The organism is Candidatus Eisenbacteria bacterium (assembly GCA_035712145.1).
Taxonomy (GTDB): domain Bacteria; phylum Eisenbacteria; class RBG-16-71-46; order RBG-16-71-46; family RBG-16-71-46; genus DASTBI01.
Window position 1 is genome coordinate 48,351 of the sequence record DASTBI010000076.1, and the last position, 14,974, is coordinate 63,324.

Below are 14,974 nucleotides of genomic sequence, written 5' to 3' on the forward strand. Positions count from 1 at the left end.
CGGCCGCGAACAAGGCGCAGCCGGCTCTACCGCCGCCTGCGTCCCGTGCTCCGTTCACGAGGAGCGCGACGTGTCCGTGAGCCTTTCCCGGGCGCGAGCGCACCCTCGAGGAATCGCGACAAGTCCCGCTTCATCTGCACCAGCGACGGCCGGTGGATGTACATCATGTGCCCCGCCTCGTAGAAGCCTTGCGTCACGTTGCCGCGCAAGCTCGGCTCGAGGCCGAGGCGGTTGAACGTGTACTCGGTGGCGAAGTAGGGCGTCGCGAGATCGTAGTAGCCATTGGCCACGAACACCTTGAGGTGCGGGTTCATGGAGATCGATCGCCTCAGCGTCTCGGCCACTTCGACGAAACGGTTCTCGTGCTCCTGGAATCGCCACGCCTCGTTGGTCTTGAAGTTGAGGATCTCGTAAGGCAGGTCGCTCTCGAAGCGCAGCTCGCCGCGAACGTAGTCGTTGAAGGTCGCGGTATAGGGCCCGATGATGTTGTTGGCGCTGGGATCGGACGCGATCGCATCGCCGGCCGCGTCGCGATCCACCCCGGTGATGCGGCTGTCGAGACGTCCGACCGTGCGCCTCTGGTCGCGCAGCAGCTCCTTGGTGAACCGGTGGATCTCGACGCGCAGATTCGTGCGCTCGATGTATTCGGCGGACAACCCCGTGAAGCGGGCCAGCTTGGCGACCACCGCCGACCGCTCGCGGGCCGACAAGGTGTCGTTCCTCATGAGCGCCGGCGCGTACTCGTCGCGCGCGAACGCCTCGGCCTTTCGCAGCGTGGCCTGGAGGTCCTTCTGAAGGTCGGCGGAGAGCCGGCGGTGGTACCAGGCGGTCGCGGTGTAGCTGGGCAGGAACAGCACGTAGGGGAGGTCGTTCATCGGCTGGAAGTCGAGCGTCTGGAAGTCGAGCACGCACGACACCAGCATGATGCCGTTCAAATAGAGCCCGTGGCGTTCCTGGAGATACCCGGACAGCCCCGCGGCACGCGTCGATCCGTAGCTCTCGCCGATCAGGAACTTGGGTGAGAGCCAGCGCCGGTAACGCGTGGTGTAGAGCCGGATGAAATCGCCGACGGACTCGATGTCCTTCTTGAAGGCCAGGAAATCCTTGTTCTTCTCGCCGACCACCGCCCGGCTGTAGCCGGTCGTGACCGGATCGATGAACACCAGGTCGGTCTCATCGAGCAGCGAAGAGTCGTTGTCGATCAGACGGAAGGGCGGCGGCGGCAGCTCGCCGATCTCGCCGAGGTCGACGCGCTTCGGGCCGAGGACGCCGAGGTGGAGCCAGACCGAGGCGGAGCCGGGGCCGCCGTTGAAGGAGAAGGTGACGGGCCGGCGCGCCGGGTCGCCGCCGTCGCGCAGCGTGTAGGCGATGAAGAACACCTGCGCCTTGGGCTTTTCGCCCTCGGCCTCGCCTTCCTGCTCGCCCTTCTTCTCGGACTCCTCCTTGAGGACCAGCGTCCCCGTCGTCACCGTGTACGCGATCATCCGCCCGCCGATGGTGGCCCGGTGATGGGTGACCACGATGTGGTCGACGGGCTGCGGTGGAGGAGCCTTGGGATGCTCGGTCGTCGTGGTGACGGACTTCTTCTCGGTCTTCTCGGGCATCCTGGCTCCTTCGCACGGCGCGGCATGCGGCCAAGTGCTTCGCAGGGTTGGGAGCTTCGACGAATGAGCGCGGCATCATACGGCATCTGCGCGGGGTCATGCCGGTCCGCTAGAATCGCCGGCCATGAGTGGCTTTCCCACCACCCGGCGATCGGTCCTGCTCGCCGCGCGGAGCGACGACGACGGTGAGCGACGGCGCGCCTACGGAGCCATCGTCGCCGTGTATTGGAAGCCGGCGTACGCCTACGTGCGCTGGCACTGGAAGCGCCCGCCCGAGGACGCTCGCGACCTGGTCCAGGGCTTCTTCGCCGCCGCTTACGAGAAGGGTTTCCTCGAACGCTACGATCCGGCGCGCGCGCGCTTTCGCACCTGGCTTCGCGTCTGCCTCGACGGCCACGTGTCGAATCACCGCCAGGCGGAAAGCCGCGCGAAGCGCGGGGGCGGAGAGCCGCTGCTCTCGCTCGACTTCGAAGGCGCCGAAGCCGGCCTCGCGGATCGGAGCGCGAGCGGTCTGGACCCTGAGGCGTTGTTCGAGCGGGAGTGGGTGCGGTCACTCTTCGAAGACGCCATCGCCGCCCTGCGGGCGCGCTGCGAGGCCGAGGACAAGACCGCGCACCTGCGCGTCTTCATGCGCTACGACATCGAGGATCACCCGCAGGGACAAGCGCCGTCCTATGCCGATCTGGCTCGCGAGCTCGACCTTCCGGTCACCCAGATCACCAACCATCTCCATTGGACGCGACGAGTCTTTCGCGGCCTCGTGCTCGACCGGCTGCGCGAGCTGACGGTCGACGAAGCGGAGTTCCGCAGCGAAGCGCGTCGTTTGCTGGGACGCGAGACGCCATGACGCGCCTCCACGACCGCGGCATCGAGCGGCTGCGCCAGGCGATCGAGGCCCCGGATCTCGAAGGCAGCCGCTACCGCATTCAGGAGCCGCTGGGGAAGGGCGGCATGGGCACCGTGTACCTGGCCGAGGATCTGCTGCTCGAGCGCCCGGTGGCCATCAAGGTGCTCAACATCGAGGGGCTGAGCGAGGAAGGCGTGGAGCGGATGTTCCGCGAAGCGCGCACGCTGGCGCGGCTCGAGCATCCCGGCATCGTGCCGATCCACGATCTCGGCCGACTGCCGGACGGCCGCGTGTTCTACGCCATGAAGCGCGTGCGAGGAGAGCGGCTCGATCGCCATGTGAGTCCGGCGACGCCGCTGGCCGAGCGGGCTCGCCTGTTCCTCAAGCTGTGCGAAGCGGTGGCCTTCGCCCACGCCGCGGGGATCCTCCACCGCGACATCAAGCCCGAGAACGTCATGGTCGGGGAGTTCGGCGAGGTTCTGATCCTCGACTGGGGCGTGGCCAAGTGGGCGAGCGAAGCGCGAAGCTCGCACCGAGGGACGCCTGCTCCCACTCTTCCCGGACCACCTGCGGTGCGCGACACCGTGGCCGGCACGGTCCTCGGGACGCCCGCCTACATGGCGCCCGAGCAGGCGCGAGGCGAGGCCGGCCGCATCGACGAGCGCACCGACGTCTACGGTCTCGGCGCGACGCTGTGGTTCCTTCTCACGGGGCAACCGCCGGGGTCCGGCACAGCGCCCCGATCGAGCGCGATGGCGGCGGTGTGCGAGCGGGCCATGGCCGAGGATCCGGAGCAGCGTTATCCACGAGTCAGCGAGCTGGCAGAGGAGGTTCGCCGCTTCCTCGACGACGCCCGGGTGCTGGCGCATCGCGAGGGGCCATTCGAGCTCACTGCGCGCTTCGTACGCCGCTATCGGGTGGCGATCGGACTGGTGCTGGCCTACGTGGCGGTGCGGGCGCTGCTGCTGATCCGCGGCTAAAGGAAACGGGACTCGCGCACAAGAGGAGGAGCCGGGCGAGAGGCCCGGAGAACGGGAGGACATCATGAACAAGGTGCTGCTTGGCGTGGTGCTGGGAGGCGCTCTCGGAGTCCTGGACGGGCTCACCGCGTGGTTCACGCCCGCGGTGCGCTCGCAGCTGCTGGGCATCGTGATCGGGTCCACCGTCAAGGGACTGGTGGCCGGCGTGGCGATCGGCTTCTTCGCCCGCAAGGTGAGCTCGCTGGCGTGGGGGATCGTGTTCGGTTTGCTGGTCGGGTTGCTGCTCGCCTGGGCGGTGGCGGCGATGCCGGATGCGAGCGGCAAGCACTACTATTTCGAGATCATGCTGCCTGGAGCGCTGGTCGGCCTCATCGTGGGGTACGCCACGCAGCGCTTCGGTCGCGCCCCGGCGCCCGCTCGGGCCGGCTGACCGGGATCAGAATCCGATCGAGAGCTGCGCGCCGACGATCGAGAACCGAGGATCCTCGGCGCCGGGGTTGTCGTTGTCCTGCTCCGTCCACTGGTAGATGACCTTGGCCGTGGCATCGCGCGCGATGCGATAGCCGACGCCCGCTTCGATCCGTGTGACGTCCCAGTCCCAGGTGTGCTCGGCGCCGGAAGAATTCGTGATCTTGCCGAACTGCTGGATGTCCCACCGACCGGCGAGGTAGATCCCCGAAGACATCGAGTACTTGAGCTCCGCATAGCCGCCCTCGACGTCGAGATCGCCCACGGTCGGCGTCTCCCACGTGTTGCGCATGGCCTCCGCGCGCAGCTCGACGTGGGCCACCTGCACCTCGAGGTCGGCCATGAAGAGCTGTTGCGCGTAGTCGTTGACCGTCTTTCCGGGAGGCATGTCGGGATTCACGCTCTCGTGGAGATACGGCCCGTAGGACGCGGAGACTCCGAAACGAACCGCCGGCGACGGCGTGAAGCCGATGCGTCCGAGCACGGACTTGCCGGAATTGTCGTCTTTCACCGTGCTCCCCCAGCTGGGCGCGCCGGCCACGACCCCCAGCGCGTATTCGAACGGCCGCTGGCTGCCGGTGAGCGTGATGCCCACGTCCCAGAAGGAGTCGTCGATGACCGGCATGCCGATGCCCATGGGAGAGCCGAAGTAGTCGACACCGAGCTGTCCACGACCTGCCGTGGCGAGCAGCGCGTCCGCGGTGGGCGGAACGGCGTACCAGAGCGTGGTGGTGTGGTACTGGTACATCAATGGAGCGCTGACCAGCGGGTTCTTGTTCGAGTAAGTGCGCGGCGCCCAGGTTCCCACCGGCCAGGGTTGCTTGCCGGCGATGAGCCTGAGATCCCGCTCCAGCCACGGCGTGTAGATGATGTACGCCCCATCGACGTAGATGCCGGACGCATCGTCGTACACGACCTGCCCGAGGACCTGGACGTGGTCGTCCATCTGGGCATCCATGAACAGCCGCAGGCGATAAGGATCGAAGGGATTGTCGCCACGGGTCAGCGTGTTGTATTCGAAGGCGTCGCTGTGCTCGGCCACCATCAGATCGAGCAATCCGTGCCACTCGAGATCGGCGGCAAGAGCCGGCAATGGCGAGAGCAGTACGAGCGCCGTCGCCCACGCGACGCGGCGACCACGAGCCATGGCGAATCCCCTCCCTGGGTGGGCGCCTCGAACGCCGAGGCACCGCCGGGAGGGTTGTCGGCATCACGATGGGGCCACCTTAGCCCGCGTATGGGACCTGGAAAAAAGCGCGGGCTCCCGGCTCGAGCCGGGCTAATCTACGGGGCTGAACGGGGCCGTCCGCGACTCCGGCAGCCCAAATCGTGAGGACTCCATGTGCAGGAACATCAAGACCCTATTCAACTTCGAGCCCGTCGCCAGCGACGAGGAAGTGAACGCCGCCTCACTCCAGTTCGTCCGCAAGATCAGCGGCTTCACCAAGCCTTCGCGGGCGAATCAGGAGGCCTTCGATCGCGCGGTCGTGGACGTCGCCGCGGTGGCTCGGCGCCTGATCGACTCCCTGGTCACGACATCGCCCCCGCGGGATCGTGAGACCGAAGCCGCGCTGGCCAAGGAGCGCAGCCTGCGCCGTTTTGGCCCACGCGTGTAGAGTGTCCTGATTCTCGAAACCGGGAGCGGCGATGGGACGCATCTTCGAAACTCGCAAGGCGACGATGTTCGCGCGCTGGGACAAGATGTCCAAGGCGTTCGCGCGCATCGGCAAGGAAATCACGATCGCGGTCAAAGCCGGCGGACCGAGTCCCGAGAACAATCCGGCGCTGCGCCGCATCATCCAGAACGCCCGCGCGATCAACATGCCCAAGGACAAGGTCGAGGCTGCGATCAAGCGCGCCTCCGGCCAGGGCGGAGCCAGCTACGAAGAGATCCTCTACGAAGGTTACGCGCCGCACGGCGTGGCGATGCTGGTCGAGACCGCCACGGACAATCCGACGCGGACCGTGGCGAACGTGCGTGCGTGCTTCAACAAGGTGGGCGGCAACATGGGCGCCACCGGCAGCGTGGGCTTCCAGTTCCGGCGGATGGGGGTGTTCCGGCTGAACCCCTCGGGCATCCAGCCTGAAGCGCTCGAGCTCGAGCTGATCGACCACGGGCTCGAGGAGATGGGAGAGAGCGCGGGAGAGAAGGGAGAGCCTCAGCTGGTGATCCGCTGCTCGTTCGCGGAGTTCGGACACCTGCAGAAGGCGCTCGAGGACCGGGGCATCACCCCGGTCTCGGCCGAGTCCGAGTTCATTCCGCAGAACCCCATGGTGCTGCCGGATGACAAGGCGACCGAGGTGCTCAAGCTGGTCGACCTTCTGGAGCAGGATGAAGACGTCCAGAGGGTCTTCCACAACCTGGGGTAGGACCGCGGCGCGGCCCCACCCCAGGTTTCTTCAGCGTCCGTCTCCCGCCACCGCAACGCCCAGGTCCACGTCATCGACGCGGTCGAGTCGGGCGAGATCGTCGCGCAGTGGGTGCCAGGCATTGGCCGTGGCCACGAGCGCGAGATCCCCGGTCGGGGGCAGGTCCTCCAGGAACACGAAGGCCGCACCCACCATGAAGCGCGCGAGCGTTCCGCGCTGATAGCGGCCCGACGTGCTGGTGGAGCGCCGCGCCTGCAGCACCTGCTGGAGCGTCGTGCCTTCCCCGCAGGTCGACTTCCAGCGGGTCTCGATGTCGCGCGCGCGATCCGGATTCGACTGGCGCAGCGCGTCGGAGACCAGCGCGTAGGCGTCGAGGCTGCCTTCCGGCGTGTACGAGGTCCACACCACGCGCGCAAGCGTCGAGCGGTCATAGCTCCGGTGCGATAGCGTCGCGCCGTCGACGGTCGAGATCACCTCGTATTCCACGCCGACCGTCACCTCGCGGGTGCGCGCCACGACTTCGATGGGCACGTCGACCCAGCGCGTGGTGGTGTTGCCTTCGGCGTCACGGACCGAGATGCGTCGCGCGACGGTCTCGTGGAAGAGGTGGAGGCGGGTCTGCGACTTCACGCCGCCCACCGCGCCCCACACGATCCGCTGCGCGCCGGCCTTGCGGCCGATGCGCAGCGCGTCCTCCCGCGACAGCCGGCGCAGCTGGGAAACGCTCATCGACTGCTCGACGGCGTCGGCGCCGAGCACGCGAGTGAATCGCGCCTCGGAACCAAGGTCCTGGGAGAGCGCGTCGCGCCAGGCGTCCGCCGCTTCATGTCCGATGGCCAGGTCGCGCGATGTCTCGAACGGCATGATGGCGACCCGGGTGAGCGCCTTGGCCCATGCCAGGTCGGCGAGCTTCGCCGCATCGCGGTAACCGGTGACGTAGCGCTCGACGTCGGCGAAGTGGAGGTACGCGGCCTTGGGCCGGCGTGAGTCCCGGGCGGCGAGTCCGCGCTGGTAATGGATGCGCGCGGCAGCGAGGCGCAATACCTGCTCCTCCTCGACGGACGCCTGGTCGCCGGCGGGAAGCACGGCGTAACGCACCGCGCCGGCGCGGAAGTCGGCGAGCTCGAGGATCTGCTCCGCCGCGGTCAGCGTGTCGATCGAGGTGAGGCCGTGGATCTTCTGCCGCCACTCCTGAACGATCATCGTTCCCGCGGCATGGGCGGCTTGCCGCGCGCGAGGGTTGCCGGGCTCACGGTCGAGCGCCTTGGTGGCGAGCTGCCAGGCTCGCCAGGCGTCGCCGCCGGCGAGCTTTTCCTCGCTCTTCCTGGCGAGCTTGGTGGGACCGGCGCAGGCGAGAACGAGCGGAAGCGCCAGCAAGGCCGGCGCGAGTCTTCGCAACATGGGACCCTCCCTTCGTCGGACCGTTATCGGCCGGAACCGAGGAGGAATTCAGGTAAGATGCGAGGCCCGACATGCTCGTGACCCCCTCGAACCCAGGTGGCTGCCCATGTTCCTGCGAAGCTGCTTGCTGCTTGCCTTTCTTGCGACCCCGGTCGTCGCCCGGGCGGCCGAGATGACTTCTGCGACCAATCCTCTGCTCACCGAGTGGAAGACCCCCTTCGGCGTTCCACCGTTCGCGGACATCAAGCCGGAGCACTTCATGCCGGCCTTCACCGAGGCGATGGCGAAGCACGACCAGGAGATCGCGGCGATCGCGAAGGACTCCTCGCCGGCGACGTTCGCCAACACGATCGAGGCCTATGACCGCGCCGGCGTCCTGCTCCAGCGCGTGAACTCGGTGTTCAACAATCTCTCCTCGGCCGAGACCAACCCGGCGCTCCAGGCCATCGCCAAGGAGATCGCGCCCAAGATGGCCTCGCACCGCGATGACATCGTGCTCGATCCCGTCCTGTTCGCGCGGGTGAAGACGGTTTGGGACTCGAGGTCGAAGCTCTCGCTGGCGGCGGATCAGGCCAAGCTCCTCGAAGACACCTGGAAGACCTTCGTCCGCGGCGGCGCGCGCCTGGACGAGGCGGGGAAGAAGCGCCTGCGCGAGATCAACGCCGAGCTGGCGAGCGCCTCGGTCCAGTTCGGCGACCACCTGCTCGACGAGACCAACCAGTTCAAGCTGGTGATCGAGAAGCGCGAAGATCTCGCGGGTTTGCCCGAACGCGTGATCGCGTCGGCGGCCAGCGCGGCCAAGGACGCGAAGCTCGACGGAAAGTGGGTGTTCACACTCCATGCCCCGAGCTACGGCCCTTTCATGCAGTACGCCGACCGCCGTGAGCTTCGGAAGCAGATGTTCATGGCCTACACGAACAAGGCGGGGCAGGCCGGCAAGAACGACAACCGGGGGATCGCGAGCCGCATGGCCGCGCTCCGGGCCGAGCGCGCGCAGCTCCTGGGCTACAAGACGCATGCTCATTTCGTTCTCGACGAGAACATGGCGAAGACGCCGGAGCGCGTGCAGCAGCTGCTCGACCGCGTGTGGGCGCCGGCCAAGCAGGTGGCGGCGCGCGAGCGCGACGCGATGAGCGCGGAAGCCAAGGCGAGCGGCGGCGACCCGAAGATCGAGCCCTGGGACTGGGCCTACTACGCGGAGAAGGTGCGCCAGCGGAAATACCAGATCGACGAAGCCGCGGTGCGCCCCTACTTCCCGCTCGACCAGGTGCGCGAAGGCGCGTTCTGGACCGCGAACAAGCTCTACGGGGTCACCTTCACGCAGAGGAAGGACATCCCCGTCTACCATCCCGAGGTCAAGGCCTGGGAGATGAAGGACGCCGACGGCTCGCATCTGGCGGTGTTCTACACCGATGACCATCCCCGCCCCGGGAAGCGAAGCGGCGCCTGGGCGTCGCGCTTCCGCGACACGTGGATGCGGCCGGACGCGCCCGTGAGGCCGATCGTCACCAACGTGTGCAACATCTCGCGACCCGCCGGCGACGCGCCCGCGCTGCTCTCGCTGGAAGAGACCGAGACCCTGTTCCACGAGTTCGGTCACGCGCTCCACTCCATGCTGTCGCAGGTCCGCTACCGGAGCCAGGGCGGTGTGCCGCGCGATTTCGTGGAGATGCCGTCGCAGATCATGGAGAACTGGGCCACCGAGCCCGAGGTGCTCAAGATGTACGCGCGCCACTGGAAGACCGGCGAGGTGATCCCGGACTCCCTGGTCACGCGGATGAAGAGCGCCCGCAAGTTCAACCAGGGGTTCGCGACGGTGGAATACGCGGCGGCGTCGCTGCTCGACCTCAAGTGGCACACGCTGGACGCAAAGCCGCGCGAGGCGGATGCCTTCGAGCAGGCGACACTCCAGGCGATCGCCATGCCGCAGGAGATCGTGCCGCGCTATCGGACCTCGTACTTCCAGCACATCTTCTCGGGCGGGTATTCAGCCGGCTACTACAGCTATCTGTGGAGCGAGGTGCTCGACGCGGACGCCTTCCAGGCGTTTCGCGAGCGCGGCATCTTCGACCCGGCGACGGCGCGCTCGTTCCGCACCAACATTCTCGAGAAGGGCGGGAGCGAGGAAGCCATGGAGCTCTATCGCCGGTTCCGCGGACGCGAGCCGTCGGTCGATCCGCTGCTCGAGCGCCGAGGTCTGCTGGCGGTCACGCCCTAGCTGCGGTCCCGCGAGACTGGTAATCTGAGCGCCCCCGCCTCACCGCGTGGGCGCTCGGGCGACCCCTGGCCCCCTTCCAAACCTATCCAAACAAAGGCCTCTCTGACAGTGGAAGCCCTCGTCGGTCGTACGGTTTCGCATTACGCCATCGCACGGAAGCTCGGCAGCGGGGGCATGGGCGTGGTATTCGAAGCCGAGGACACGCGCCTCGGCCGGAAGGTCGCGCTCAAGTTCCTGCCCGCCGACATGGAGCGGGACGTCTCGACGCTCGAGCGCTTCCAGCGCGAGGCCCGCGCCGCTTCGGCGCTCAATCACTCCAACATCTGCACCGTCTACGCCATCGAGCAGCACGAAGGGCAGCACTTCATCGTCATGGAGCTGCTGGAAGGCCGCACGCTTCTGCAGCGAATGCAAAGACCCTTCGACGTCCCGAGCCTGCTCGACATCGGCATCCAGATCGCCGATGCGCTCGAGTCCGCACACGCCAAGGGGATCGTGCACCGCGACATCAAGCCCGCGAACATCTTCGTCAACGACCGCGGGCAGGTGAAGATCCTCGACTTCGGGCTGGCCAAGGTGGAGCCGGGCCTGGGCGGAGGACCGCGCGTCTCGCAGATCGACACCCTGGTGGTGGCCCGAGACGAGCTCACCATGCCGGGGACGACGGTGGGCACCGTCTCCTACATGTCGCCCGAGCAGGCGCGCGGTCAGCTCGCCGACGCTCGCAGCGACCTGTTCTCGCTCGGGACCGTGCTCTACCAGATGGCGACCGGCACGCTGCCGTTCCCGGGTGACACGTCGGCGGTGATCTACGACGCCATTCTCAACCGCGAGCCGCCGCCGATCACCGACGTGGACGCCAAGCTGCCTCAAGAGCTGAACCGCATACTCGGGAAGGCGCTGGAGAAGGACCGCCAGCTCCGCTACCAGAGCGCCACCGACCTGAAGACCGACCTCATCCGGCTCAAGCGTGATCTCGACTCGGGCCGCAAGCGCACCGCCGATGCCGGCGACTCGCGGCCGGGCGCGACGCGGGCCAAGGAGAAGTCGGTCGCCGTGCTCTACTTCGAGAACCTGAGCGGCGTGAAGGAAGACGAATACCTGCGCGACGGCATCACCGAGGACATCATCACCGAGCTGTCGAAGATCAAGGGCTTGAACATCTTCTCGCGCGCGACCGTTCTGGGTTATCGGGACAAGGCCGTCACGCCGGCCCAGATCGGCCAGCAGCTGAGTGCGGCATTCGCACTCGGCGGCAGCCTGCGGCGCGCCGGCAGCCGGCTGCGCATCACCGCCCAGCTGGTCGATACGCAGACCAACTTCCAGCTCTGGTCCGAGCGGTTCGACCGTGAGATGCAGGACGTGTTCGAGGTCCAGGACGAGATCGCGCGCAAGATCGCCGAAGCGCTGCGCGTCACGCTCACTCCTCAGGAGCAGGCGGCGCTGGCCAGCAAGCCGACCGACAACCTGCAGGCCTACGACCTCTACCTGCGCGGCAAGAGCTACGCGCGACGTCTCACTCGCCAGGACCTCGAGTTCGCGCTCCAGATGTTCGAGAGCGCGGTGGCCATGGATCCTCAGTTCGCGCTGGCCCACGCGGCGATCGCCAAGGTGTGCGCCGAGTACCACTACAACTTCCAGCGCGACGCCACCTGGATCGGCCGGGCCATGGCGGCCTCCCAGCGCGCGGTCGCGCTTCATCCGGACCTGCCCGAGGTGCAGATCGCGAATGCCTGGGTGCTCTACGCCGGCAACCAGTACGAGGACGCCATCCGAACCGCCTACCAGGCGATCGGTCGCAAGCGGGATTGCGAGGGCGCGTACTACCTTCTCGGTCGCGCGATGTTCGCCGCAGGACGGTTCCAGGACCTGATCGACATGTCGGAGGATGCGCTGGCCGCGAGCGGCGACGACTACAACGTCTACGTTCCGGTCATGAACGCGCTCGGAGCCTTGGGCAAGGTCGATGCCCGGCGCAACCTGGGCCAGCGATACGTCCTCTCACTCGAGAAGCATCTCAAGCCCGTGCCCGAGGACGCCCGCGCCCGGGTCCTGCTCGCGGGCAGCTACGCGGAGCTGGGGCGCCTCGAGGACGCGATGCGGGAGGCCAATCTGGCCCTGGCCCTGCGCCCCAACGAAGCCACCGTGCTCTACAACCTGGCGTGCGTCTTCTGCCTCATGCAGAAGAAGGCCGAGGCGCTCGACACGATCCGCAAGGCGTGGCAAGCCGGTTTCCGCGAGGCCGACTGGGCCCGGCGGGATGCCGACCTCTCGCTGCTCCACGGCGATCCCGAGTTCGAAAAGCTGTATCCCGCGTCGGCGTCCAGCCCTTGATGGGATCCGGATTCCCGGATTCGGCCGGCTTGGCCGACCCCGTCACCTCGAGACGAACAGCCCAACGTAGCCGCGGATCCAGCTCTCGCCCCACAGGAAAGTCATCATCGCGGCGGGGGCGAGCAGGGTTCCGAAGGGCAACGCCGTCTGGCCGCCGCCGGATCGCCTGAAGATCAGCCAGCCTCCCCACAAGCTGCCCATGAGTGCCGCGAGGAACAGGGTGAGGAGCGTCCGCTCCCAGCCGAGGACCGCGCCGAACATGGCGGCCAGCTTGATGTCGCCTCCGCCCATCCCCTCGATCTTGCGGACCTTGAGGTAACCCCAGGCGACCAGCCAGAGCAGGCCGCTGCCCAAAGCGACGCCGAGCAGGGCTTCCCTCGCGCCACCGGGGACGGTCAGTGCCGCGGCCACACCGAGCAACGTTCCAGGGAAGGTCAGCACGTCGGGCAGGAGCTGGAAGTCCAAGTCGATCCAGAACAAAGCCACGAGCAGGTAGCCCCAGAGGGCGAGCAGCGGGAGTGTGGCGGTGAGCCCGAGTTGCCGATAGAGCAGGAGGGTCCAGGCCGCGCACACGATCTCGGTCAGCGGGTAGCGCCAGCCGATTCGCGCGCCGCAATGCCGGCAGCGACCGCGCGCGAATGCGAATGACAGAACCGGGATGAGGTCCAGGACTCGGAGCGGGGCTTTGCAGGAAGGACAGCCCGAACGACCCTGAATCCAGGAGACGCTTCGCGGAATCCGATAGGAAATCGCGGTGACGGCGCTTCCCATCACGAGACCGATGACGCCCATGAATGCCGCCCAGAACCAGCCCGACGGTTCCATCAAGTCATCCCTGGCGTTGAAACCGCGTGATCCCTCTGCGAAGATCGAGGCGGAGCCGCCGGATACTTTCGCAAGGGACTCATCCGTGATGCGCATGGTGCTGTTCATGGCGATCATCGCCAACTGCGCGGACCTGCTCGCCACGACGTTCGGCATTCACCACTACCACAACCGCGAAGGCAACCCGCTCCTCGCCGGGCTCGCCCACGATCACTGGTGGCTGTTCGCCCTGATCAAGGGTGGCGTCGTCCCGCTGCTCATCTACCAGCTTTACCTCTACCGCAAGGGCTCGCCCCGCCTTGCCACCGCCGGCATCATCCTGGTCACGGTCGCCCTCACCGTCGCCGTCGGCCAATGGATCGGCTGGATGGCCGGCCGGGAATACGTCACCAAGATCCTGGGCCTTTGACCCCGAGCGTCGGCATCACTCGGGCAGGATATGAGGCGTGACCTCGATGACGAGGTCCTTCTTGCTGGACTGGGTGTCGTGGTGCTGGAACAGGAGGCCAATCCCAGGGATCTGGCCCAGGACCGGAACTTTGGTGACGGTGCTCGTCTTGTCCTCGCTCAGCAACCCTCCGATGATCACCGACGCTCCGTCCTTGAGCCGAACCGTGGTCGAGGCCTCGCGGGTCGCGACGACCGGCAGGTCGTTGTTGGCCCCGCGGAACGCCACCACCGTGCTGACCTCTGGAGCGATCGTGGTGGTGATGTAGCCATCGGCATTGATGAGCGGCGTGATGCGGAGCTTGATCCCGACCTCTTCCTTCACGATCTCGGTGATCGGCGCCGCGGCGTTGCCGGCGAAGGCCGTCCCTGTCACTTCGTAGGGGATGCGTGAGCCGATGAGGATCGAGGCTTCCTTGCCGTTCAAGGTCGTCAGCTTGGGATTGGCCAGCACACGAGCGTTGCCGTCGGTGATGGCGAGATCGATCACGACCCGGTAGACGTCGGCGATACGGCTGAAGTTGTTGAGCTTGAAGATGTCGTGCGTGCCCGGCGTATTGGGGAAGACCCTGAGGCCGGAGATTGCCCCCGTCCCCGAGCCGGAGATGCTGTCGTAGTTGCCTTCGACGAAGGTGTACGAGCGCCGGTTGAGCTGGTCCCAGTCGATGCCGAGCCTCATCAGGTTGTCGGTGGAGACCTCGACGATGCGGGCCTCCAGCATCACCTGACGCGTCGGCACGTCCATGACCTCCACGATCTCCTCGACCTCGGAGATGATCCGTGGGCTCGTCACCACGATGAGCCGGTTGCCGCCCTTGTCCACCTGGACGGTCTGCACGAGGTCCTTGAGCGCCGCCATGACCTCGTTGGCGTCGGCATACTTGAGCTCCACCACATAGGAAGAGAGTCCGGTCTCTTCCTTCAGCGCACGCGCATCAGCGACCAGGATCGAGTTGCCGATGCGCTCATATCCGAGTCCGGCGGCGCGGACCACGAGGTTCACCGCCTGATCGACAGGAACGTCCTTCATCCGCACCGAGATCCGTCCGGCGGCCACGCCAGGTCCGGTGATGAGGTTGAAGCCGCCGCGCTCGGCGAGGATCTGCAGCACCCTCGACAAGTCCGCGTCCGCGGCGTCGAGCGACACCAGGCGGGGCGGGGGGGACGCGGCCGGCGCCTGCGAAGGCAGCTGGGCGGGGACCTGTCCTGCGGACAGTCCAAGCGCAAGGAAGCAGAGGCCGAGGAAGGTGGAAAGCCGGATGGCCACGCTCAATCTCCTTTCGCGGGTCGCCTGAGCACGAGTTGCTGCCGGCCGTCGTCGAGCACGACGGACTCGGCGGAGATGCTCACCACCCGGTATTGGGCGAACAGGTCGCCCGACTTCACGGAATAGCTGGTGCCAAGATAGACGACGATGGCCCGCTGAGCATCAGCGTCGGTGACGATCGCGGTGACGACCGGTTGGGGGATGGGGGCTGGA

14 protein-coding genes are annotated in these 14,974 nt (G+C 67.0%); 8 read left to right on the top strand and 6 right to left on the bottom strand.

Annotation, left to right across the window (positions count from 1 at the left end):
- Positions 1-26 precede the first annotated feature (26 nt).
- Positions 27-1,604, bottom strand: a complete 1,578-nt coding sequence (locus VFQ05_04575) for a peptidase S10 (GenBank protein ID HET9326027.1) — start codon at positions 1,602-1,604, stop codon at positions 27-29.
- A gap of 124 nt (positions 1,605-1,728) precedes the next feature.
- Between VFQ05_04575 and VFQ05_04580 the strand changes: the two genes are divergently transcribed.
- The 3 genes from VFQ05_04580 (at position 1,729) to VFQ05_04590 (ending at position 3,861) form a co-directional block, all read left to right on the top strand.
- Positions 1,729-2,451, top strand: coding sequence for a sigma-70 family RNA polymerase sigma factor (locus VFQ05_04580; protein ID HET9326028.1), 723 nt, complete (start codon positions 1,729-1,731; stop codon positions 2,449-2,451).
- Positions 2,448-3,431: a serine/threonine-protein kinase gene (locus VFQ05_04585; protein ID HET9326029.1), complete on the top strand. Its 984-nt coding sequence runs from the start codon at positions 2,448-2,450 to the stop codon at positions 3,429-3,431. Before VFQ05_04580 ends, VFQ05_04585 begins: the two co-directional genes overlap by 4 nt.
- A 64-nt stretch (positions 3,432-3,495) precedes the next feature.
- Positions 3,496-3,861 (top strand): hypothetical protein, encoded by a 366-nt coding sequence (locus VFQ05_04590; protein HET9326030.1) that lies wholly within the window; start codon positions 3,496-3,498, stop codon positions 3,859-3,861.
- Between the two features lie 6 nt (positions 3,862-3,867).
- Here the strand turns inward: VFQ05_04590 and VFQ05_04595 are convergent, their stop codons facing one another.
- Positions 3,868-5,046, bottom strand: a complete 1,179-nt coding sequence (locus tag VFQ05_04595; GenBank protein ID HET9326031.1) for a hypothetical protein — start codon at positions 5,044-5,046, stop codon at positions 3,868-3,870.
- Positions 5,047-5,239: 193 nt separating this feature from the next.
- Here VFQ05_04595 and VFQ05_04600 point away from each other — a divergent pair, with 193 nt between their 5' ends.
- Together VFQ05_04600 and VFQ05_04605 are read left to right on the top strand one after the other, a co-directional pair.
- Positions 5,240-5,515 (top strand): DUF2277 domain-containing protein, encoded by a 276-nt coding sequence (locus VFQ05_04600; protein ID HET9326032.1) that lies wholly within the window; start codon positions 5,240-5,242, stop codon positions 5,513-5,515.
- Between the two features lie 31 nt (positions 5,516-5,546).
- Positions 5,547-6,269, top strand: a complete 723-nt coding sequence (locus VFQ05_04605; GenBank protein ID HET9326033.1) for a YebC/PmpR family DNA-binding transcriptional regulator — start codon at positions 5,547-5,549, stop codon at positions 6,267-6,269.
- A 30-nt stretch (positions 6,270-6,299) separates the two neighbouring features.
- Here VFQ05_04605 and VFQ05_04610 read toward each other — a convergent pair whose 3' ends face one another.
- On the bottom strand, positions 6,300-7,670 hold the full coding sequence (locus tag VFQ05_04610; GenBank protein HET9326034.1) for a hypothetical protein: 1,371 nt from the start codon (positions 7,668-7,670) through the stop codon (positions 6,300-6,302).
- A 172-nt stretch (positions 7,671-7,842) separates the two neighbouring features.
- On the opposite strand from VFQ05_04610, the gene VFQ05_04615 reads away from it, so the two are divergent.
- Together VFQ05_04615 and VFQ05_04620 are read left to right on the top strand one after the other, a co-directional pair.
- A complete protein-coding gene (locus VFQ05_04615; GenBank protein HET9326035.1) occupies positions 7,843-9,888 on the top strand; it encodes a M3 family metallopeptidase in 2,046 nt (681 codons plus the stop codon).
- Positions 9,889-9,996: 108 nt separating this feature from the next.
- Positions 9,997-12,222: a protein kinase gene (locus VFQ05_04620; protein HET9326036.1), complete on the top strand. Its 2,226-nt coding sequence runs from the start codon at positions 9,997-9,999 to the stop codon at positions 12,220-12,222.
- 42 nt (positions 12,223-12,264) lie between these two features.
- Here the strand turns inward: VFQ05_04620 and VFQ05_04625 are convergent, their stop codons facing one another.
- Complete coding sequence (locus VFQ05_04625; protein ID HET9326037.1) at positions 12,265-13,047, bottom strand: A24 family peptidase; 783 nt, start codon at positions 13,045-13,047, stop codon at positions 12,265-12,267.
- Positions 13,048-13,135: 88 nt separating this feature from the next.
- Here VFQ05_04625 and VFQ05_04630 point away from each other — a divergent pair, with 88 nt between their 5' ends.
- Positions 13,136-13,456 carry a DUF5658 family protein gene (locus tag VFQ05_04630; GenBank protein ID HET9326038.1) on the top strand — a complete coding sequence of 107 codons (321 nt, stop codon included), beginning with the start codon at positions 13,136-13,138 and terminating at the stop codon, positions 13,454-13,456.
- Positions 13,457-13,471: 15 nt separating this feature from the next.
- On the opposite strand, the gene VFQ05_04635 is transcribed toward VFQ05_04630, so the two are convergent.
- Both VFQ05_04635 and VFQ05_04640 read right to left on the bottom strand, forming a co-directional pair.
- Positions 13,472-14,761, bottom strand: a complete 1,290-nt coding sequence (locus tag VFQ05_04635) for a secretin N-terminal domain-containing protein (GenBank protein HET9326039.1) — start codon at positions 14,759-14,761, stop codon at positions 13,472-13,474.
- A gap of 2 nt (positions 14,762-14,763) precedes the next feature.
- A partial coding sequence (locus VFQ05_04640; protein HET9326040.1) for a hypothetical protein occupies positions 14,764-14,974 on the bottom strand: 211 nt, incomplete at its 5' end.

Bases quoted from the DNA above. Each gene is read 5' to 3' on its own strand.
- VFQ05_04575 (HET9326027.1), bottom strand. From the start codon at position 1,604: ATGCCCGAGAAGACCGAGAAGAAGTCCGTCACCACGACGACCGAGCAT.
- VFQ05_04580 (HET9326028.1), top strand. From the start codon at position 1,729: ATGAGTGGCTTTCCCACCACCCGGCGATCGGTCCTGCTCGCCGCGCGG.
- VFQ05_04585 (HET9326029.1), top strand. From the start codon at position 2,448: ATGACGCGCCTCCACGACCGCGGCATCGAGCGGCTGCGCCAGGCGATC.
- VFQ05_04590 (HET9326030.1), top strand. From the start codon at position 3,496: ATGAACAAGGTGCTGCTTGGCGTGGTGCTGGGAGGCGCTCTCGGAGTC.
- VFQ05_04595 (HET9326031.1), bottom strand. From the start codon at position 5,046: ATGGCTCGTGGTCGCCGCGTCGCGTGGGCGACGGCGCTCGTACTGCTC.
- VFQ05_04600 (HET9326032.1), top strand. From the start codon at position 5,240: ATGTGCAGGAACATCAAGACCCTATTCAACTTCGAGCCCGTCGCCAGC.
- VFQ05_04605 (HET9326033.1), top strand. From the start codon at position 5,547: ATGGGACGCATCTTCGAAACTCGCAAGGCGACGATGTTCGCGCGCTGG.
- VFQ05_04610 (HET9326034.1), bottom strand. From the start codon at position 7,670: ATGTTGCGAAGACTCGCGCCGGCCTTGCTGGCGCTTCCGCTCGTTCTC.
- VFQ05_04615 (HET9326035.1), top strand. From the start codon at position 7,843: ATGACTTCTGCGACCAATCCTCTGCTCACCGAGTGGAAGACCCCCTTC.
- VFQ05_04625 (HET9326037.1), bottom strand. From the start codon at position 13,047: ATGGAACCGTCGGGCTGGTTCTGGGCGGCATTCATGGGCGTCATCGGT.
- VFQ05_04630 (HET9326038.1), top strand. From the start codon at position 13,136: ATGCGCATGGTGCTGTTCATGGCGATCATCGCCAACTGCGCGGACCTG.